Here is a 16704-nt window from a genome sequence, read left to right on the forward strand (position 1 = left end):
ATCTTTTAGGTACGCGCGTTTACCTCCGGGTATGATATCACTCGAAGAGGCGGTGACGGCGCGTCTCGAATCACACGGCGCGCGGTTCGAAGTGTTGGTCGACCCCGACGCGGCGCTCGCCATCAAACGCGACGAGTTTGACGGCGACATCGAGGACGTCATCGCCGCGGAGGACGTGTTCGAGAACGCGAGTCGGGGTGACCGACCCGCCGAAGAGGATTTGGAAACGGTCTTCGAAACGACCGACCCCTTGGAAATCATCCCGGAGGTCATCAAGCGCGGTGAGATTCAGATTACGGCAGAACAGCGCAAAGAGATGCAAGAGCAAAAGCACAAGCAGTTGGTCAACCGCATCACGCGCAACGCCGTCAATCCCCAGATGGACAACGCGCCGCACCCTCCGGAGCGTATTGAAAACGCACTCGAAGAAGCGGGATTCTCCGTCGACCCAATGGAACCGGTCGGTCAACAGGTCGACGACGCGCTTGATGCCCTCCGTCCGGTCATTCCGATTCGATTCGACGAGGTGACGATTGCCGTGCAGGTGCCAGCGAACTACGCCGGTAGCGCGCAGGCCCGAATTCGACAGTTCGGTGATTTGGAGCGCGAAGAATGGCAAAACGATGGGTCATGGGTCGGCGTCATGACGTTCCCCGCAGGGATGCAAAACGAGTTCTACGACCTCGTCAACGAGCACACGAGTGGCGAAGCCGAAACGCGAATCATCAAGGACGAAGACGACTTGCAAACCCGATAGTCGAACCCTATTCGGCTTCCTCTTTTGGCGGCACGAACGGCCCGACGGAGACGGTGTAGCGGGCGATGGTCGCGACACGAAGGATGTACGAGATGAGCACCGCGAGCGGACTGACGATGACGCCGAAGCCGAGGATGACAACGATGGAGAGTGCGGGTTGGCCGATGTACGCACCCGAACTCGACTTGTAGAGAAGGGTGAGACAGATGGTCGTCACGAACGCGGCCAGGCCGGAATAGGCGATAAACCGTGAGAGTCGAGCCAGGTCTTGTTGGATGGCGAGCGTCTTGAAATACTGCCGAGCGATGGCGATGGATTTGAGCAGTTCAAACACGTCTTCTAACCCGGACCGTGCGGAATCGGATAAGTCGTCATCGAACTCGTTTCGAACGTACCGAGTCGCCGCCATGAACTCGGCGTACTCGGTGCCGATGATTTGCGCGAGCACGCCGACCATATCGTCTTCGTCTCTCACTCGGTCGGCAAGTGTTTCGGTGTACGAGGCGAGCTTGGCCTGGTAATCGCCCGTCTCGTCCGCTATCGACGGGAGGTCGAAGTCGGTAGTACGGTTGTGAAGCGTCTCGAAGATGAGCCCCAGGAAATCCGTCGGGTCGGTCGGACTCGACGACCGTCCCGCGATGGCTTCGACGTTCCGACGAAATTCGAGCGTCCCGTCGAGCCTATCCGCGAGTTCGTTCGGCGACCCAAACACCCGCGAGAGGATGAGTTGGTTGATCGAAAGCGCCACCGTGATAAGCGTGAGCAACCCGGAGGCGATACCGCTCGATAGCAGACTCCGAACCGAACTTTTGAGACCGACTGAGATGACCCCGATTGCGGCCAACACTGCGAGAGTCGCAACGACCGCCACGCAGATGCCAGCAGTGAGAACGAACCGGTTGCCGGAGAGCAATACCCACTCGGCGATTCCCCCATCATCGTCGGTATCGACGACGGATTCGTCTAACATCTTTCGCTACTACCCTTCAAACCATGAAAAAGAGACTGGCCGGAAAGTGGAATTTTCGACGCTTCGTGCAAGCAAAAATTTTTGAAGAGAGGTCGTTGTCGCACCGACAATGCACCTCCCCGAATCCCGGTCACGAGTCGGTTGGTGGGCACTGGCGCTCACGCTGTTGGTGAGTCTGTTGTTCGTCGCCTACTCGATTATCGGGACGCTCGTCCTCGGGTTGTTCATCTATTACGTGTCGCGCCCCATCTATCATCGCGTGGCAGGACGGTGGATTCGCGGAATATCGACGCCGGAGGGACGCTCCTCCTGGTGGCACTGCCAACACTGGTGTTGGTCGGGTACACGGTCGCGGTCGGGCTCAGAGAACACAGCGCGTTCACCGGAACCAGAATCGAGACGTATTACGCCCGACTCGTCCTCGGTGTGAGCGAGGTTCCGACCCGTCGAAAAACCAGAAATTGCCTTCCGCCGCGTGGTCGTGGCGGAAGGCGCAATCGTGGCGGTTAGTGGTTCAGGCGAACCTCGTCGTCCGTGACGGATTGAACCATCTCCGCTTGCAGCGGGTAGGTGTCCTCGTCCTTGTCGCCCCACCCGAGTTTCGATTTTACCTTGTCGGTGAGACCCGGATTCGGGTCGACGTGTGCCGTCCCGTGCTGAACATTCGAGACGATACCGACTTCGTCGCCGTTTTGGTCTACGACTTTCTTCCCCTCGTCGTCGTCGGTGATTTGGGTTGCTGCCATCGCAATCGTGTTTGGCTACAGCTATCAGTAGTCGTCGTGGTTGCCAGTGCAGGTCGCTTATCAACGGTTTTCAGATTTTTCCCGTCGGGTGGACGCCTCCGTCTCAGTCCCGTGTCGATTCGAACAGTTCGATGGGATTTCCGGCGGGGTCATCAAGGAGAATCTGTTTGCCGCCCCTGCCGGTGACGATATCGTTTCGGAATGAGAGGCCTGCGTCGCGCAGGCGCTCGACTTCGCGTTCGATGTCATCGACGCGCAGTTGTATGCGGTTCCATCCGCCCGGTTCAGGTTCGCGCCCGTCCGGCATGGGTTGGGCAGCACCGCCCGGGCCGCCCGGCGAGTTCAACAGGAGATGCAGGCCGTCCCGCGAAATCCGTGCGAATCCCGGCGCGGGATGCATCTCGACCTCGAAGCCGAGATACGTCGTGTAGAACGAAATCGCCGCATCCACATCGTCCACGATGTACCGAACGTTGACCATGGTTCGTTAACGCGACGCTGTTCCCTATCGGTTTCGGCCTCCGAAAACGGTCAGTCTTCGCCGGGGAGCAGCGGGTGGTCGTCGGGCGCGCGAGCGAGTTGGCGCTGTACCGCATCCCACTCCTCGAAGTAGCCGTAGTTGGTCATCGTGGACATTCCTGCGATTGCGGCACGGAGGCTCAGGCCAACCAGCGGAATGTCCGCAACCGTGATGACAACATCCGCCTGAATGATAGCCCCGTCCCGGAGAAGCACGTCGAGCAGGTCTACCACGGCGTGGTCATCTTTCGTCGGTTTCATGCGTCTAACTCCGGGGCGAACGAGTACGGTGGCCATGGTCCGGTGAATCGTACCTCGACACCCGGTTCCGCCGCGATGTCGTCCAGTACACTCCCGATGTCGGTTTCGTGGTCTTCGTGAGCGAGAAATCCGACTTGTACCACTTCGTCGGAGGAGCTTCCTTCGAGCAGGTTTTGGCGCGAATCCAGTACCTCGAACTCCCGAGCGAATGGTTCGAGTTCCTCGCGGAGGCGGTTGGTATGATCCGCTTTTCGGTCCTGTCGAAGGTCACGGATTCGACTACCGTACTGCTTTTCGAGCAGGAAGGCGGTTCCCTCGCTCGCTTCCTCGATTCGTCCGCGTAGGTCGGCCAACTCGTCGTCGTCCGATTCGAGTTCCTCGCGGACGCGCTCGTCGTCCCACGCGACGCCGACGCGGTACTCCCAGTGGCCTGCGAAGTCGGCAAGGTGGTTTTCGAGGGTATCGTGTTGGTCAGCCAGCCACGTCCGAACGCGCTCGTCATCGCCCTTCAGAATGGTGTCGAACCGAAACGGAAGCGGCGTTCCGAACGCCTCTCCGGCGGTATCGATAACCTCCTGATGGGTTAGCAACCAATCCCGCACCGTTTCGAGGTCATCCGTGTCGTAGGGCGACCCACACGATTGGACGACCGCGCCGACGCCGTTTTCCGTGACCAACGATACGGGCTCCTCGTCGATACCCGCCATCGAAATCGATTCGTCCGTCTCGCTCGCGGCGGCAGCGTTCACCACACAGTAGAGGTAGCGGCCCTCTTCAAACTCCTCAGCCACCGAATCCCTCCAGTCCGGGTTCTCGATTTGCGACATCGACCAGCGCGTCGGTCAGCAGGTCGTCCAAATCGCCCCGAAGGTGTTCGACCTCGCGCTCGATTCCTTCCGATTCCTTCAGGCGCTCGAGTTCGTCCTCCAGGGCGGCCAACTGTGCGCCGAGTCGTTCGATTTCCTCCGGCGAGAGGTCATCGTGTTCCATCCGGCGAACCGCCTCGCGTTCCAGGGCATCGACCAGCAGTTCGACCACCGTGATGACGAGGGAGATGAGCCCCTTTCCGGCATCGTCCTCGTCTATCTCAATCGCCGTCATGCTCCGCCTCCGCGGTTTGTGCTGTTTTCTCTTCGTCCCCTTCTTCGTCAGTCGCTTCCTCGTCGTCTGCTTCCTCATCCGCCTCGGCGTCGTCATCGCTCGATTCGACCGGGACGGTTTCCTCCTCGGCCAGTTCCTCGACGCCTGCTGCTTCTTCGACACGTTTCATATCGGTGCCTTCCGGAAATTCGAGTCCGTACTGCGCCGCCGTTTCGAACGACGCGATGGCGGCCCGGAGTTTCACGCCCAGCAGTTCCGTCTCGCCGACCGTCACGACGATGTCGGCATTGATGACGACACCCTTGTCCAACAGGAGTTCGAGCATCTCCGCGAGGTCGGATTGACTACGCGTCGGCCCGGTTTCACGCATCGTCTTCCTCCTCGAATCGGTCTCCGTAGATGCGTTTCGAGTTCGGCGCGGAGGAGTGCCACGCCTCCTTCGGGACGGCCGAGAACCGCGTCGATTTCCCGATATCCGTCCGCGAACTTGGCATTGTGGAGAACGCCGTCGGGTTACGCGAGTTGGGTTGGCCCGCCCCACCCTTCGACTCGTTTTCCTCCTTGATTTTGGCGAGTCGGTCGCGGGTTTCGAGCAGTTTCTCGCGGAACGACTCCACGCTATCGTGCAGTTCCGACTGTATCTTCGATTGGTACAGTTCCGACTGCATCTCGCCGTCGATGCCGGATGCATCCATCTCGGCGTCCATACCCGAAGTCATCCCATCTCCCTCCTCGCTATCTTCACCACTGAAGTCGCCGAAGGCGTCATCGAACTCGCGTGCTTCGCGCCACAGTTCGCGCATATCCGTCGAATTCCACAACTCTCGGAGTTCGACGGCCCTGATGAGCCCCATGGTGTCGATGGCTTCTTTCGGGTCTCCCTCCGAAATAGCCTCCGGCACGTCTTCGACCTCGACGGCGTCGGGAAGACGCGTTGCGTCGATAACGTCCGGAAGGTTGGTGAGGTCGAGTTCGTCGAGTACGTCCTCGCCTTCGTCTAACATGTCCCAGAGTTTCTCTGCCGCCGTCGACACATCCTCGAACGAGTCAGACGACTCGAACGCCGATTCGAGGGTATCTACTCCGGATTGCACGTCCGCCGTGAATTCGCCGAGTCGATCATTATCCATCCTATGTGGCTCCCCCAATGCGTAATTCCAGCACTTGGTTGTTGTACGTCGCTTCCCTGACCACCGCATCGTCCCACCGCAGTCCGAGACGCTTTATCGGTCGTCCTGCGTCCCGAATTATTATCGTACTCGTCTCCGCATCGAACGTCACCGAGAGGTCGTTGTCCGACACACCCGTCACGTCCACCGTTACGACGAGTTCGTCGCCCGCTTTTCGAACGTCGGTCAGGTATTTCGGTCGGTGTTCTCGCTGCTGGGTGCGCTCCGTCCCGACGGAGTCGAGTGTCACCGCGTAGTTGATTCGCCCGCTGACACCGCTGATTTCTCCAGTGTGCGTTCTACTCGTGTCCTCTTCGGACAGCGCGTTCGCCAATCTAACCAACTGATCGATGAGTCTCATTATCGTTTCACCTCGACTTTCCCGCTCCGCAATCGTTCGTGCGCTTCTTCCGCGACTTCCAACCGTGTTTCGAGGGCCGCTTTTTGCTCTTCGTACTCCTCGTGTGATAGCTCACCGAGTTCGTAGAGCAGGTGTGTCTCCTTGAGTTCGTCCTGAATCCCCGCAACGTCGTACATTTCGCTCACCGCCAGCGAGTGCAGCACGTCCGCAATCGACACCAGCGGCCGCAGGAGCAGGTCGTCTACGAGTATCATCGCTGTGCTCCGATGTGGATGTCTACGAAGTTGTACGGTGCCCACGGGCCGGTGTACTGAACGGTGAGGTCGTCGTACTCTTCGCGCACGTCGGCGACCGTTTCGTCGAATGCCTCCCTGTCGTCCACGGCGACGAGATACGAACGATTCAGCACGAGGCGGTCGCTGAAGAGGTCATCGTCGGTCTCACTCTCGGCGAGTTCGGACAGTCGTGAACCCACGTCGTCTCGAACGTCCTCTCGCGAGAGGTCGGCGTCCTCGTCGGCAACGAGTTTGACGCCGAGTTCGACGTGGCCATCCACCTCACGGAGGGCTTTCGTGAACGCCCGTCTCGCGCTTCGGAGGACGGTTTTCAGCGCGCGATTGTCCTTGAACGCCATACCGAACTGCATTGGAACGACGGCACTGACATCGTTGCGTTCGAGCACCTGCCGGAGCACCTCATCGTGCGCTTTGCTATCCTCGTCGGTTCGTTCGGGGTCGGTCGTATCGATGTCCGAGACGACTGCGGAGAGCGTCCGGTAATCCACAGTGTACACTCGATCCGCGCCAGCAACCGCGTCGGCATCGAACTCGAAATCGTTCTCTTCGACGACTCCGTAGACGTATCGGTTCGAACTCATCGTTGTAGGCGAGGCTGTTCCCTCAACTGTGACACGACGAGACGTGCGTTAATAAGTCGTGTGGCGGAAACTGCAAGCATGCGCTTCATTCGCCGTGAATTGGTTGATTCGATTGCCGTCCGTCTGCACCCTCCACGAATGTTCAGGTAGGTGCGACCCGTAACTGGTGTGCTGGGTGGTGAACAATGACACAGAGGAATCAGAACGGCTCGAACTTAGCGGACGTACTGGACAGAATCCTCGACAAAGGTGTCGTCATCGACCTCTGGGCACGCATCGCCGTCGTCGGACTCGAACTGATTACGATAGAAGCGCGAATCGTGATCGTGTCGGTGGACACCTTCCTGAATTACTGTGCGGAAATCGGTGCAATCGAGGCAGGAGCGGTACCGGACGACGAGCAACGCCGAACGGTTGTCGCTCCTGCCTGACGCGAAATACCATTACTACGCCGCTTTTCTCCCCTCGAGTTCGGTGAGTAAGTCGTTCGCTAGCGACTGAAGTTCGTCGTTGGACAGTTCGTCCAAGTCGAGTCCCTCTCTGGGTTCGTCATCTGAGTCGCCTTCGGCTTCTTCCTCCCCTTCCGTCGCCCCCTCTTCGATTTCTTCCTCCCCTTTCGTCGATTCTTCCGCCGTCTCTTCGCTTTCGCTATTGGATTCGGCCGCTTCATCCGTCTCGCCTCCATCACTTCCCAGCGTGCTCGCGCTGGCGATAATCTGTTTCGCCTCCTCCTTGCTCACCTCGAATGCGTCTTGAACACGCTGGCGAACCAGTTGTTCACGTGATGGTTCCGCTTCTTCCTCCCCGAATCGGCCTTCGAGTCGCGACCCGAGCGATGAGCCGAGTTTTCGCCCGGCGAGCATTCCCAGTCCACACCCTACCAATCCACCGAGGTTGCGCCCGAGCGAATCGCCGTTCGCTCGTTCGAAATCGGAGAGTTCGTCGAACAGCTGTTCGACGCTCATCTCTTCCTGTACGGTCTTTTCGAGCAGTTCCTGCATCGACTGTCTGTTTTCGCCTTCGTTTTCGCTCATGATTGTCCCCCATTCAGTGTTCGTCCGCGAGGATCGCCTCGCGCTGGTGGTCGAAACTCGCGCGGCGGTATCGTCCGGCACGGCTATATCCTCGAACGATTCCGGTCGCGTCGAGACGAATGACGTACCTTCCGAGGATGTCCTGTGTGTCGGGGATCGAACTCCGTTCGACCATCTCCACGACGACACGCCATCCCCCTTCGTCCTCGTGTTGTACCTCGGCGACGCCATCCAGCGGCCTACCGGTCAACTCCTCCGCGATGGCTCGGCATGCGTCTCTCGCGCCTCTAACGTCGAGTTCCCCGTCAGAATCGACCGGCGCTGGTTCGCCGTCAATCTCGGAGCGCTCGGATGAATCGGCCTCCCGAGGTGTTTCGGCCGCCTCTGCGAGACTATCGAGAAGTACCTCTAACTCCTCATCGTCGCCGTTCGATTGCTCGCTCATCTTTCCCCCGGGAAAACGTCGGGACGGAAGGTCATAAACTCGTGTGCCTCCATCGGTGATTTCTCGACCGCCGTATTGGGCGGGAACGCAGCAATGCTCGATTTCGACCGCTTCGAATCCCCTTCGTCGTGGTCTCGCTTGTCTCGAACTTTCGCGTCGGTTAAAAAGGACTTGCAACGGCGGCCCCAACCGTGATATATCGCCCTGAACGAATATGTAGCATCGGGAGCAGACTCCCGTCGATAACCAATGGTACAAGCAGGACCCGACACCTCCAGTCTCGCGGACGTGTTAGACCGAATCCTCGACAAGGGCGTCGTAATCGACGTGTGGGCGCGTATCTCCGTGGTCGGCATCGAAGTGCTGACCGTAGAGGCGCGCGTCGTCGTCGCGTCGGTCGATACCTTCCTCCACTATGCGAAGGAAATGTCGAGGTTAGAACAAGCTACAGCATCCGACGATGTTAGCCTCGAAGAAGTAGAGGTCGCACCGTCGTAATCGAGCTGTAGCCATGTCGGAAGCAGAAGAGCAGTGCCGGGCACTCACAGAGGGTGGCGAGCGGTGCTCTCGTCCGGCACAAGACGACGGATTTTGTTATCAGCACGACTCGAACGACCAGACGATAGACGATGTCGATGAAGGGACGAACAACAACGCTGAGGAACGCGAGGACGACGACGTGAGCCAAGAGACCAACGAGAGTGAAACGGCGGAAGCCGACGAGAACACGGCAGACGAGCAGGCCGAGCAAAACGGCGAGTTCGACGTGATGGACGTCCGTGAGACGATAGAGGACGTTGCCAGCGACCTCGTCGGGCACCCACTCGACGGCATCATCGAGATATCGGCCGATGATGACGGGTGGCAAGTCGTCGTGGAGATGGTCGAACGGAGTTCGATCCCCGACACACAGGACATCCTCGGGCAGTATGCGGTGTCGTTGGACGAATCCGGGGACGTAACTGGGTATCGACTGCGAGAACGATATCGACGAGGAGACGACCGAGAACAGTAAGCTATCCTTTTCTGAAGCCGAGCATGAAACCGCCGACGAACCCGGCGCTCACCGAAAGCGTCGAGAGTAGGGTCGTCACCCAGGACGGCGGCGCGCCGCTCTGTGCGGCCTCGGTCGATTTAAGCATTCCAGCGGTCAGATTATCCCAATCGACAGACATGATTCCGCGCGATTCGAGGAACTTGAACAGGGCGAGTTCGAGGCCGACGATGACGGCGATGAGTTTGGCGACCTTCTTCGCGGCGAACCCGATAACGCCGCCGATGAAAGCGCCGCCCCCGAACTCCAGTCCGAGTTGTTGTGGCTCTATCCCGAATTGCATCGTCCGATTCAGTACAGCGACAGGTTAAGAATTTTGTAGTCTATCTGAGATTATCGTCTCTATTCGAACACCGTAACGTCGAACGGGCATTAAAGACAGACAATACGTCAGGCATGAAATAACGAAAATGAAACCGACTGAAAAGGAATCGCATCGATACGCTCGATTCGGTGACCACATCGTAGTCGGCGGGAGATTGAAGAACTAGCACGGCTTACGGACGATTGTGTACGGAAACGCGGCACGAACCGGGGTGAAGGCCCGGCACGGCTGACGTGGTCGGCATCGATATCAGCGGCCGTCACGAAGAGGACGGCGAATACCTGATGGTAGCCGCTGCCGTCCACGCAACCGTCGGAACGACCCGCGTGCAGTGCATTCGGGGAATGGGGTTCGCCGTCAGCCACGAAGAACCGACGCTGCCCGCCATCATCGAACTCGTTACCCATGCGGTCGGCGATCTTCCGGAACCGGCGGACTGTCCGGTCGTCGCCGAGCGAGGCGAGTTTTACGAAGAACCTGCGTGGATGGTCGAACAGCATCTCGAACCTGAATTTAAGTACGTCGAGAGCATAGCCGAACGTGAAACCGTGCAGGCCGCACACCACGCCGCGTACGCCGCTCGCAAACTACTCCTATGAAAGCGATACTGGCAAAACGAGTAGACTCCGGAACTGCCCACACGGACGAACTACGGGACTTGACCCGTGCCGCTGGCTACGATATCGCTGGCGAACTCACACAGTCGCGCGAAGAGGACGCCGCGTTCCAGTTCGGCGAGGGAAAGGTCGCGGAACTCGTCCAGACCGTGACTGCAACGGACGCCGGATTGGTGGTTTTCGACAACCAACTCGGCCCGTATCAGACCTACAATCTGGGACAACGGTTACCCGACGGAACCAAGGTAATCGACCGATTCCGACTCATCCTCGAAATCTTCGGCCAGCGTGCACAGACACGTAAGGCCCAGTTGCAGGTCGAACTGGCGGAGTTGCGGTATGAACTCCCGCGAGTCGAGGCTAAAACGAGTCTCGCGAAACGTGACGAGCGCCCCGGATTCATGGGGCTCGGTGAGTACGACGAGAGTCACGAACAGGACATTAAAGACCAGATCAGCCGAATCAAAAACGAACTCGACGCCATCGCGGACAAGGAAGCAGACCGCAGACAGAAACGTCGAGAGTCCGGTTTCGACCTCGTAGCGCTAGCTGGCTACACCAACGCCGGTAAATCCACCTTGCTTCAACGGGTCGCCGAGGACTTGGAAATCGGCGCGAACGAGGAACTCCATCCCGACCTCGACCCGACGGCGGAGGCGGAAGACCGCCTGTTCACCACGCTCGGGACGACGACGCGAAAGGCGGCAATCGACCGCCGAGACGTGCTCGTCACGGACACGGTCGGATTTATCAGCGAACTCCCACACTGGCTCGTCGAGTCGTTCAAATCCACGTTGGACGCGGTGTACTACGCCGACCTCGTTCTGCTGGTCGTGGACGTGAGCGAACCGATAGACGAGATTCGCGAGAAACTCGTTACCTGTCACGATACGCTGTACGAGCGAAATCAGGCACCCATCGTCACGGTGTTGAACAAAATCGATGCCATGAGCGACGAGGAACTCGAAGAAAAGCGGACGGCGCTCTCCGCACTCGCGCCGAGTCCGGTGGCTATCAGCGGGCAGGAAGGCCTGAACATCGACGAACTGAAACGGCGTATCGACATCGAACTTCCAGACTGGCAGTTCGAACGACTCGTCATGCCGATGACTGATGAAACAATGAGTGTCGTTTCGTGGGTGCACGACCACGCCCGTGTCGAGGACGTGACGTACACCGACGACGAGGTTGTCGTCGAGTTCGAGGCTCGACCATCTATCATTCAACAGTCGCGGGCAAAAGCGAGCGACTTGACGGCAGCGCCGTCGGCCTAAATCATCGAGGAGAGCGCTACAGCTCCATCCGAGCGAATCCACGCGGTGTGATTCTTCTGGTCGTAGATTAAGACCGCGTCGTCTTGGACTTCCAGTCCGGCGTATCGGTCATCGTCCCGGCCTCGTCGGGAATCGTCTGCTTCGTGTTTGCTCGGGGTCATGCCATTGGGTAGTGTGTCGTTATCGACTTACTCTACAGTAGTAGGTACCATTCACATAGTGATAAGTGTTACCTATTGTCAATGAAGGACGGTATCCGCTAGGAAGCGGTCGAATTAGAAGTTTTCGGTGGGAATCATCTCTCCACTGATGTACTCTCGATGCGTATGATTTCGGCCGCGAGATGGGAATCTTTTCAGACGAGAATGCCGGAGTTCACGCCGAATAGATTACAAGTGGTAAGTCGATTTCTGAACGTAACTTTTTGTCGCTCGAGTTCATACTCCGCCGCATGAGCAACGAACCGGAGCGGTTGGCGATGTGGTGTGCAGGCGAAGAGTGGTGTCCCATCACAACGACGGCAAACCTCGTCGGAAAGAAGTGGCATCCGGTCATCGTCCACCGACTGCTACAAAACGGCCCGTTAGGATTTAACGCGCTCAAAGAGGAGGTAGACGGAATTTCAAGTAAGGTGCTCTCGGACAGTCTGGGCGACTTGGAGGAAAAGCAGCTCGTCGACCGTGAAATCGTGAGCGAGAAACCGGTTCGTGTCAAATATTCGCTCACTTCGACCGGGGAATCCCTCCAACCGGTTATCTTCGCCATGCGAGATTGGGGTATGGAGTATCTCGCCCCCGCCGAGGAGAAGAGTTCCTCTATCGCGTAATTCGTCGCTTCTCCTTCTCGACCACTCGAACGTTCCGAATCGCGGTGTCGGGGTAGTTGCCGTCCGCGTTCTTTTCCGCGGCTTTCACCATATCCCAGACGACGTTCAATCCCGTCGTGACACCCTCCAGCGCCTCCATCTCACAGCCGGTTTTTCCGGTCGTCTCGACCGCGACTGTGAGCGCGACGTGGTCGTCGTGCACGGCGAAGTCGGTATCGACGTTCGTAATCGGAATCTGGTGACACATCGGGATGGTCTCCCACGTATGCTTGACCGCTTGTACGGCGCCGATTCGTCCGGTTGCAAGCACGTCCCCCTTTTTCACGTCGTTCGCGCGAATCGCCTCAACTGTCGATGGTTGGAGGTGAATCTCCCCCGCTGCCACCGCCCGGCGAGCGGTGTCGGGTTTCTCTCCCACATTCACCATCTGTACCTCGCCCGCATCATCGGTATGGGTGAGTTCCTCGTCGGGGTTGTCGGCGGTCGGTTCCTCGTCCGGTGACTCGTCGTTCGTCGCGTCCTCATTCATCGTCGTCACCCCACATTGCGGTCGGAACCGTTTCCAGCATATCGGAAGCGAGCAGCCCCTCCCCGCGCTCGTCGTACAGTAGGTCACCCGCTCGTCCGTTGACGTACGACCCGACACAAGCGGTGTCGAAGGCATCAGCGGTTCCGAACAGTCCGGCGACGATTCCGGCGAGTACGTCGCCCGTCCCACCGACTTTCATGCCGGTGTTTCCGGTTCGGACGACTCGCGTCCGCTCGCCGTCCGAAATCACGTCCGTCGCCCCTTTCGCCAGCACGACGTGGCCGAGGTCGTCCGCGAGACTCTCGATTTCGTCGGTCACATCGCGCAGGTCGTCGGTCTCCGGGCCGCCCAGTTCGGCGAGTTCCTTTCGGTTAGGTGTACAGATGAGCGTCGCTTCCGTGTCGAGGTTCGGAACCGCGGGGAGGGCGTCGGCGTCCACCACTGCCCGCCCAGAGAACGATTCGAGAAACTGAACCGCGGCCTCGACCGTCTCGTCGGCGTTGCCCAGTCCTGGCCCGAGAACGACGGTGTCGTCGTACGATTCCGCTGTCTCGACCAACCCATCGACCTGTTCGGGTACGAGTCGGTCGCCCTCGTAGGGTTGCACGATGAGGTCTTCCGCGTAGCCTTGAATTTCGCCCGCCACGGTGTCGGGTGCGGCGACGAACGAGAGTTCTGCGCCGACGCGTAAGGCCGATTGCCCGGCGAGTGCTGGTGCACCCGTGAACGGCCCGCCGCCGATGACGAACACGCGCCCTCCCACGTCGCCGCGAACCGTACGAAGGTCGCCCGGTCCGACGACGTATTCCGCGGCGGACGGAATGCCGATGTCTACAACCGTCACGTCGGCGTCCAAATCGTCGAGTCCGGGTTTCGCGTCGTGGAAGGTGACGACGCGATCCGCTTCGACCGCCGTGCCTGCCGCGTTTCCGGTATCCGCGTTCACACCCGACGGAACGTCCACCGCGAGCACTGTCGCATCCGACTTGTTGATACGCTCGGCGGCGGTCGCAGCTGGTTCGCGGAGCGCACCGGTCACGCCGGTTCCGAGCATGGCGTCCACGATAACGTCGCAATCCGGGAGGTCGAGGGTTCGGGAGTCGGTCACTTCGGTCGTGTCGTACTCCGCCTGCTGTAGGGCATCCCAGTTCTCCCGAGCGATGTCGGTTCCGATGGTTTCGGCCCGCCCGAGCAGGTGTACCGATACGTCGTAGTCGTCCAGAAATCGGACTGCGACGAACGCATCCCCGCCGTTGTTGCCACGCCCCGCAACGACGGCGGTTTTTGCGCCCGGCGAGGCGATTTCCCGTACTTCGCGGGCGATTGCGTTGCCGCTCGACTCCATCAACTGCTTTCGCGGCACGCCGAGATACTCGGCGTTTCGGTCTACCGCGGCCATCCTGTCTGCGGTAATCATACGCGATTGTTCGCCCGGATTCCGGGTTAACGTTGTGGGTGCACGCTGCGATGGAGTGTGACCCGGACGACACGAAAACGGGGTGGACGACACGTCGTGTCCAACACGTCAGGGAGTGACGTAAAGCCCCCGAACGTCGAAGGTGGATGTATGCGAGTACTCATCGTCGGTGGCACTGGTTTCGTCGGAACCGCCCTCACAAAGGAATTCAACGCGCGTGCCCACGACGTGACGGTGCTCGCGCGCTCGCCGGACGAAGCCGACCTCCCCGCTAGCGTGGAAACCGTTTCGGGCGACGTGACCGACTACGACTCCATCGAAGGCGCGTTTGCCGACCAGGACGCCGTGGTCAACCTCGTCGCGCTGTCACCGCTGTTTCAGCCCTCCGGAGCGAGCCACGAGGAAATCCACCTCGGCGGCACCGAAAACGTCGTCCGAGCCTGTGAAGAACACGGCGTCCCGAAACTCGTCCAGATGAGTGCTCTCGGGGCAGACCCGGACGGTTCGACCGCCTACATTCGAGCCAAGGGGAAGGCCGAGGAAGTCGTTCGGGATTCCTCCCTCGACTGGGTTCTGGTTCGTCCCTCCGTCGTGTTCGGCGACGGCGGCGAGTTCGTTTCCTTTACCAAAGTCCTGACCACGCCCTACGTAACCGGTCTTCCGGGCGGCGGCAAGACGCGCTTCCAACCAATCTGGGTGGGCGACCTCGCGCCGATACTGGCCGACTGCGTGGAGGACGATGCCCACATCGGGCAAGCGGTCGAACTCGGCGGCCCTGAAGTCCTCACGCTCGCTGACGTGACGAAACTCGCCTACCACGCCGAAGGGAAGTCGGTCGCCATCCTCCCGATTCCCATGCCACTCGCCGGAATCGGGCTCACCCTCGCTGACCCGCTTCCGTTCATTCCCATGGGAGGAGACCAGTATCGGTCTCTGAAATTCGACAACACGGTCGCGGAAAACGACGTGCAGTCGTTCGACCGTGACCCGACCGACCTGCGAACCCTCGCGGACTATCTGGATATCGAAGAGCATTCGGAAGCGAATGCGACGGGCGAAACGACGCCGAAGGCGGCGTAATTCCACGTTTTACGTCGATTTCTCTCGATTCAACGCGCGAAAGGAGGTGGCAGTCCGGCGTTCGACAATCGAACCAGAAACCGTTCAAACCGGTACTGCTAACGTTGCAGTGACATCCGTATCGAACATCGGAGAGCAGGCATCTAATTTATGAATCGGAATACATCGAGCGTCGTGGGAGCGCTCTCCCGTCGAACTGCACAGGTCTCAACTCTCGTTGCAAGCGCTAGTATCGGAGTGCCAACAGTGTCCGCTCACAGCGGGACGACTCACGCCGGAACACCACACTGGTTACTACTCGTGCTCGTAGTCACGGGACTCGGTATCCTCGGCCTGAGTACGGTGGGGGTTCGACGCGCATGGGTCGTCGGACGAGTCGGTATCGCGGGTGTGTTTTTCGGTGGACTACTCGCGATGTTCGGTGGCATCGGTCTCGTAGAAATTCAGGTTGTTGCCCCGGCAGGGCCGGACAGAGGGCTGTACCGTTGGTATCCTCTCGCCAGTCTTCTCATCGGGTCTCTCACGCTGGTCGGAAGCTTCGTGGTCGGTCGGTTGCGATGGTCAGACCGGCCGCGCTACGCCATGCTCGGAGGACTGTTGGGTGCGTGGATTATCTATCCCGTCGTGTTCACCAACAACGGGGTGACGAACCCCATCGGCTACCTACTGGTTCCGAGCGTCCTGCTGGTAACCGGGTATATTGTTTGGCGCGATGCGAAGCCACTCCTCTCCCGCCTTCGAATGAGTCGGCTTGCGTCGAGTGTCGGGGTGCTTTCGGGCTTCCTCTTTGTCCTCTTTTTCGCGTTCTCCGCGGGAACGCTCAGTACGAATCCGGATGCAGGAATCGGAATGCCGGAGACACGAACAATAACGACGGTGATGCTTGCAGACCCGCTCGTCTCGTGGCCTGCCGTGGAATTTTATTTCCCGAGCGTGCCGCTCTCAGGGTTCGTTTCCATCGGGACAGTGCTCCTGTTCGGATTTATCGGGTCGCTCGTCGGGTTGAACGCGGCCTTCGTTGCCGACCAGTGGGAGCGGGCGTCCGACGCGGATTCGAGTCGAGCGCTCGTCGGATCCCTCGCGGCATCGGGAGCGACTGCCTGTTGTTGCTGTGCACCTGCAATGTACGGCGTCGTGAGCGCAGTGTTGGGTGCGGCGGCAAGTCCGATTTATTGGGCGTTCATGGATCCAACGTCCCCCGTCGGCGGGACGTTCTTCGCGGTGAGCGTCCTGTTGCTGACGACGAGTCTCGTTCGGTCGGCAGACGATATCGTCTGTGAACCGTGAACCCCGAACGAGACCCTTTGAACCCTGCGTGAGTTACGGTCGCGTCTCATCGTCC

27 protein-coding genes are annotated in these 16704 nt (G+C 59.4%); 10 read left to right on the top strand and 17 right to left on the bottom strand.

Annotation, left to right across the window (positions count from 1 at the left end):
* Positions 1 to 31: 31 nt before the first annotated feature.
* Positions 32 to 757, top strand: coding sequence for a ribosome assembly factor SBDS (locus tag ACN2TU_RS06905; RefSeq protein WP_435154161.1), 726 nt, complete (start codon positions 32 to 34; stop codon positions 755 to 757).
* A 7-nt stretch (positions 758 to 764) separates the two neighbouring features.
* On the opposite strand, the gene ACN2TU_RS06910 is transcribed toward ACN2TU_RS06905, so the two are convergent.
* Positions 765 to 1727: a DUF7972 family membrane protein gene (locus tag ACN2TU_RS06910; RefSeq protein ID WP_435154164.1), complete on the bottom strand. Its 963-nt coding sequence runs from the start codon at positions 1725 to 1727 to the stop codon at positions 765 to 767.
* Between the two features lie 270 nt (positions 1728 to 1997).
* Here ACN2TU_RS06910 and ACN2TU_RS06915 point away from each other — a divergent pair, with 270 nt between their 5' ends.
* Positions 1998 to 2237 (top strand): hypothetical protein, encoded by a 240-nt coding sequence (locus tag ACN2TU_RS06915; protein ID WP_435154167.1) that lies wholly within the window; start codon positions 1998 to 2000, stop codon positions 2235 to 2237.
* On the opposite strand, the gene ACN2TU_RS06920 is transcribed toward ACN2TU_RS06915, so the two are convergent.
* The 10 genes from ACN2TU_RS06920 to ACN2TU_RS06965 form a co-directional block, all read right to left on the bottom strand.
* A complete protein-coding gene (locus ACN2TU_RS06920) occupies positions 2234 to 2473 on the bottom strand; it encodes a PRC-barrel domain containing protein (RefSeq protein WP_435154169.1) in 240 nt (79 codons plus the stop codon). The genes ACN2TU_RS06915 and ACN2TU_RS06920 overlap by 4 nt on opposite strands.
* Before the next feature lie 103 nt (positions 2474 to 2576).
* Positions 2577 to 2954 (bottom strand): VOC family protein, encoded by a 378-nt coding sequence (locus ACN2TU_RS06925; protein ID WP_435154172.1) that lies wholly within the window; start codon positions 2952 to 2954, stop codon positions 2577 to 2579.
* Positions 2955 to 3004: 50 nt separating this feature from the next.
* Positions 3005 to 3253, bottom strand: a complete 249-nt coding sequence (gvpM, locus tag ACN2TU_RS06930; protein ID WP_435154175.1) for a gas vesicle protein GvpM — start codon at positions 3251 to 3253, stop codon at positions 3005 to 3007.
* Positions 3250 to 4044 (bottom strand): gas vesicle protein GvpL, encoded by a 795-nt coding sequence (gene gvpL / locus ACN2TU_RS06935; protein WP_435154177.1) that lies wholly within the window; start codon positions 4042 to 4044, stop codon positions 3250 to 3252. The genes gvpM and gvpL overlap by 4 nt, the downstream gene beginning before the upstream one ends.
* Positions 4037 to 4354: a gas vesicle protein K gene (locus tag ACN2TU_RS06940; RefSeq protein ID WP_435154178.1), complete on the bottom strand. Its 318-nt coding sequence runs from the start codon at positions 4352 to 4354 to the stop codon at positions 4037 to 4039. Before ACN2TU_RS06940 ends, gvpL begins: the two co-directional genes overlap by 8 nt.
* A complete protein-coding gene (gene gvpJ / locus ACN2TU_RS06945) occupies positions 4341 to 4724 on the bottom strand; it encodes a gas vesicle protein GvpJ (protein ID WP_435154180.1) in 384 nt (127 codons plus the stop codon). The genes ACN2TU_RS06940 and gvpJ overlap by 14 nt, the downstream gene beginning before the upstream one ends.
* A complete protein-coding gene (locus tag ACN2TU_RS06950) occupies positions 4717 to 5484 on the bottom strand; it encodes a hypothetical protein (RefSeq protein WP_435154182.1) in 768 nt (255 codons plus the stop codon). The genes gvpJ and ACN2TU_RS06950 overlap by 8 nt, the downstream gene beginning before the upstream one ends.
* 1 nt (position 5485) lies before the next feature.
* A complete protein-coding gene (gene gvpH, locus ACN2TU_RS06955) occupies positions 5486 to 5884 on the bottom strand; it encodes a gas vesicle protein GvpH (protein ID WP_435154185.1) in 399 nt (132 codons plus the stop codon).
* Positions 5884 to 6138: a gas vesicle protein GvpG gene (gene gvpG, locus ACN2TU_RS06960; protein ID WP_435154187.1), complete on the bottom strand. Its 255-nt coding sequence runs from the start codon at positions 6136 to 6138 to the stop codon at positions 5884 to 5886. Before gvpG ends, gvpH begins: the two co-directional genes overlap by 1 nt.
* A complete protein-coding gene (locus ACN2TU_RS06965) occupies positions 6135 to 6761 on the bottom strand; it encodes a GvpL/GvpF family gas vesicle protein (RefSeq protein ID WP_435154190.1) in 627 nt (208 codons plus the stop codon). The genes gvpG and ACN2TU_RS06965 overlap by 4 nt, the downstream gene beginning before the upstream one ends.
* A 185-nt stretch (positions 6762 to 6946) precedes the next feature.
* On the opposite strand from ACN2TU_RS06965, the gene gvpA (ACN2TU_RS06970) reads away from it, so the two are divergent.
* Complete coding sequence (gvpA, locus tag ACN2TU_RS06970; RefSeq protein ID WP_435154193.1) at positions 6947 to 7192, top strand: gas vesicle protein GvpA; 246 nt, start codon at positions 6947 to 6949, stop codon at positions 7190 to 7192.
* A 15-nt stretch (positions 7193 to 7207) separates the two neighbouring features.
* Here the strand turns inward: gvpA (ACN2TU_RS06970) and ACN2TU_RS06975 are convergent, their stop codons facing one another.
* Both ACN2TU_RS06975 and gvpO (ACN2TU_RS06980) read right to left on the bottom strand, forming a co-directional pair.
* Complete coding sequence (locus ACN2TU_RS06975) at positions 7208 to 7795, bottom strand: hypothetical protein (protein ID WP_435154196.1); 588 nt, start codon at positions 7793 to 7795, stop codon at positions 7208 to 7210.
* 13 nt (positions 7796 to 7808) lie between these two features.
* Positions 7809 to 8240, bottom strand: a complete 432-nt coding sequence (gvpO, locus tag ACN2TU_RS06980; protein WP_435154199.1) for a gas vesicle protein GvpO — start codon at positions 8238 to 8240, stop codon at positions 7809 to 7811.
* Between the two features lie 249 nt (positions 8241 to 8489).
* Here gvpO (ACN2TU_RS06980) and gvpA (ACN2TU_RS06985) point away from each other — a divergent pair, with 249 nt between their 5' ends.
* Both gvpA (ACN2TU_RS06985) and gvpO (ACN2TU_RS06990) read left to right on the top strand, forming a co-directional pair.
* Complete coding sequence (gene gvpA, locus ACN2TU_RS06985) at positions 8490 to 8738, top strand: gas vesicle protein GvpA (RefSeq protein ID WP_435154202.1); 249 nt, start codon at positions 8490 to 8492, stop codon at positions 8736 to 8738.
* 13 nt (positions 8739 to 8751) lie between these two features.
* Positions 8752 to 9255: a gas vesicle protein GvpO, halophile-type gene (gene gvpO, locus ACN2TU_RS06990; protein ID WP_435154205.1), complete on the top strand. Its 504-nt coding sequence runs from the start codon at positions 8752 to 8754 to the stop codon at positions 9253 to 9255.
* Between the two features lies 1 nt (position 9256).
* Here the strand turns inward: gvpO (ACN2TU_RS06990) and ACN2TU_RS06995 are convergent, their stop codons facing one another.
* A complete protein-coding gene (locus ACN2TU_RS06995) occupies positions 9257 to 9577 on the bottom strand; it encodes an FUN14 domain-containing protein (RefSeq protein ID WP_435154207.1) in 321 nt (106 codons plus the stop codon).
* A 284-nt stretch (positions 9578 to 9861) separates the two neighbouring features.
* Between ACN2TU_RS06995 and ACN2TU_RS07000 the strand changes: the two genes are divergently transcribed.
* Positions 9862 to 10218 carry a DUF2209 family protein gene (locus tag ACN2TU_RS07000; protein ID WP_435156143.1) on the top strand — a complete coding sequence of 119 codons (357 nt, stop codon included), beginning with the start codon at positions 9862 to 9864 and terminating at the stop codon, positions 10216 to 10218.
* Positions 10215 to 11510, top strand: a complete 1296-nt coding sequence (hflX, locus tag ACN2TU_RS07005; protein ID WP_435154210.1) for a GTPase HflX — start codon at positions 10215 to 10217, stop codon at positions 11508 to 11510. The genes ACN2TU_RS07000 and hflX overlap by 4 nt, the downstream gene beginning before the upstream one ends.
* Here the strand turns inward: hflX and ACN2TU_RS07010 are convergent.
* The gene (locus ACN2TU_RS07010) at positions 11507 to 11671 is read right to left on the bottom strand and encodes a DUF7331 family protein (RefSeq protein ID WP_435154213.1); all 165 of its coding nucleotides are present in this window, start codon (positions 11669 to 11671) and stop codon (positions 11507 to 11509) included. The two genes, hflX and ACN2TU_RS07010, sit on opposite strands and share 4 nt — an antisense overlap.
* A 290-nt stretch (positions 11672 to 11961) precedes the next feature.
* On the opposite strand from ACN2TU_RS07010, the gene ACN2TU_RS07015 reads away from it, so the two are divergent.
* Positions 11962 to 12336: a winged helix-turn-helix transcriptional regulator gene (locus ACN2TU_RS07015; protein WP_435154215.1), complete on the top strand. Its 375-nt coding sequence runs from the start codon at positions 11962 to 11964 to the stop codon at positions 12334 to 12336.
* Here the strand turns inward: ACN2TU_RS07015 and moaC are convergent.
* Positions 12326 to 12865: a cyclic pyranopterin monophosphate synthase MoaC gene (gene moaC / locus ACN2TU_RS07020; RefSeq protein WP_435154217.1), complete on the bottom strand. Its 540-nt coding sequence runs from the start codon at positions 12863 to 12865 to the stop codon at positions 12326 to 12328. The genes ACN2TU_RS07015 and moaC overlap by 11 nt on opposite strands.
* The gene (locus ACN2TU_RS07025; RefSeq protein WP_435154218.1) at positions 12858 to 14282 is read right to left on the bottom strand and encodes an NAD(P)H-hydrate dehydratase; all 1425 of its coding nucleotides are present in this window, start codon (positions 14280 to 14282) and stop codon (positions 12858 to 12860) included. Before ACN2TU_RS07025 ends, moaC begins: the two co-directional genes overlap by 8 nt.
* Positions 14283 to 14432: 150 nt before the next feature.
* Here ACN2TU_RS07025 and ACN2TU_RS07030 point away from each other — a divergent pair, with 150 nt between their 5' ends.
* Positions 14433 to 15362: a complex I NDUFA9 subunit family protein gene (locus tag ACN2TU_RS07030; RefSeq protein ID WP_435156145.1), complete on the top strand. Its 930-nt coding sequence runs from the start codon at positions 14433 to 14435 to the stop codon at positions 15360 to 15362.
* 246 nt (positions 15363 to 15608) lie between these two features.
* A complete protein-coding gene (locus tag ACN2TU_RS07035; protein WP_435154221.1) occupies positions 15609 to 16649 on the top strand; it encodes a hypothetical protein in 1041 nt (346 codons plus the stop codon).
* Positions 16650 to 16704: the final 55 nt, after the last annotated feature.

The sequence above is a fragment of the Haladaptatus marinus genome, assembly GCF_051194195.1.

Coding starts and splice junctions, on each gene's coding strand:
- gvpH (WP_435154185.1), bottom strand. CDS start 5,884: ATGAGACTCATCGATCAGTTGGTTAGATTGGCGAACGCGCTGTCCGAA.
- gvpA (WP_435154193.1), top strand. CDS start 6,947: ATGACACAGAGGAATCAGAACGGCTCGAACTTAGCGGACGTACTGGAC.
- ACN2TU_RS06925 (WP_435154172.1), bottom strand. CDS start 2,954: ATGGTCAACGTTCGGTACATCGTGGACGATGTGGATGCGGCGATTTCG.
- gvpM (WP_435154175.1), bottom strand. CDS start 3,253: ATGAAACCGACGAAAGATGACCACGCCGTGGTAGACCTGCTCGACGTG.
- ACN2TU_RS07025 (WP_435154218.1), bottom strand. CDS start 14,282: ATGATTACCGCAGACAGGATGGCCGCGGTAGACCGAAACGCCGAGTAT.
- hflX (WP_435154210.1), top strand. CDS start 10,215: ATGAAAGCGATACTGGCAAAACGAGTAGACTCCGGAACTGCCCACACG.
- ACN2TU_RS06910 (WP_435154164.1), bottom strand. CDS start 1,727: ATGTTAGACGAATCCGTCGTCGATACCGACGATGATGGGGGAATCGCC.
- gvpO (WP_435154205.1), top strand. CDS start 8,752: ATGTCGGAAGCAGAAGAGCAGTGCCGGGCACTCACAGAGGGTGGCGAG.
- ACN2TU_RS06905 (WP_435154161.1), top strand. CDS start 32: ATGATATCACTCGAAGAGGCGGTGACGGCGCGTCTCGAATCACACGGC.
- ACN2TU_RS07015 (WP_435154215.1), top strand. CDS start 11,962: ATGAGCAACGAACCGGAGCGGTTGGCGATGTGGTGTGCAGGCGAAGAG.
- gvpO (WP_435154199.1), bottom strand. CDS start 8,240: ATGAGCGAGCAATCGAACGGCGACGATGAGGAGTTAGAGGTACTTCTC.
- ACN2TU_RS07030 (WP_435156145.1), top strand. CDS start 14,433: ATGCGAGTACTCATCGTCGGTGGCACTGGTTTCGTCGGAACCGCCCTC.
- ACN2TU_RS06995 (WP_435154207.1), bottom strand. CDS start 9,577: ATGCAATTCGGGATAGAGCCACAACAACTCGGACTGGAGTTCGGGGGC.
- gvpA (WP_435154202.1), top strand. CDS start 8,490: ATGGTACAAGCAGGACCCGACACCTCCAGTCTCGCGGACGTGTTAGAC.
- ACN2TU_RS07010 (WP_435154213.1), bottom strand. CDS start 11,671: ATGACCCCGAGCAAACACGAAGCAGACGATTCCCGACGAGGCCGGGAC.
- ACN2TU_RS06975 (WP_435154196.1), bottom strand. CDS start 7,795: ATGAGCGAAAACGAAGGCGAAAACAGACAGTCGATGCAGGAACTGCTC.
- ACN2TU_RS06920 (WP_435154169.1), bottom strand. CDS start 2,473: ATGGCAGCAACCCAAATCACCGACGACGACGAGGGGAAGAAAGTCGTA.
- ACN2TU_RS06965 (WP_435154190.1), bottom strand. CDS start 6,761: ATGAGTTCGAACCGATACGTCTACGGAGTCGTCGAAGAGAACGATTTC.
- ACN2TU_RS06940 (WP_435154178.1), bottom strand. CDS start 4,354: ATGACGGCGATTGAGATAGACGAGGACGATGCCGGAAAGGGGCTCATC.
- gvpG (WP_435154187.1), bottom strand. CDS start 6,138: ATGATACTCGTAGACGACCTGCTCCTGCGGCCGCTGGTGTCGATTGCG.
- ACN2TU_RS06950 (WP_435154182.1), bottom strand. CDS start 5,484: ATGGATAATGATCGACTCGGCGAATTCACGGCGGACGTGCAATCCGGA.
- gvpJ (WP_435154180.1), bottom strand. CDS start 4,724: ATGCGTGAAACCGGGCCGACGCGTAGTCAATCCGACCTCGCGGAGATG.
- moaC (WP_435154217.1), bottom strand. CDS start 12,865: ATGAATGAGGACGCGACGAACGACGAGTCACCGGACGAGGAACCGACC.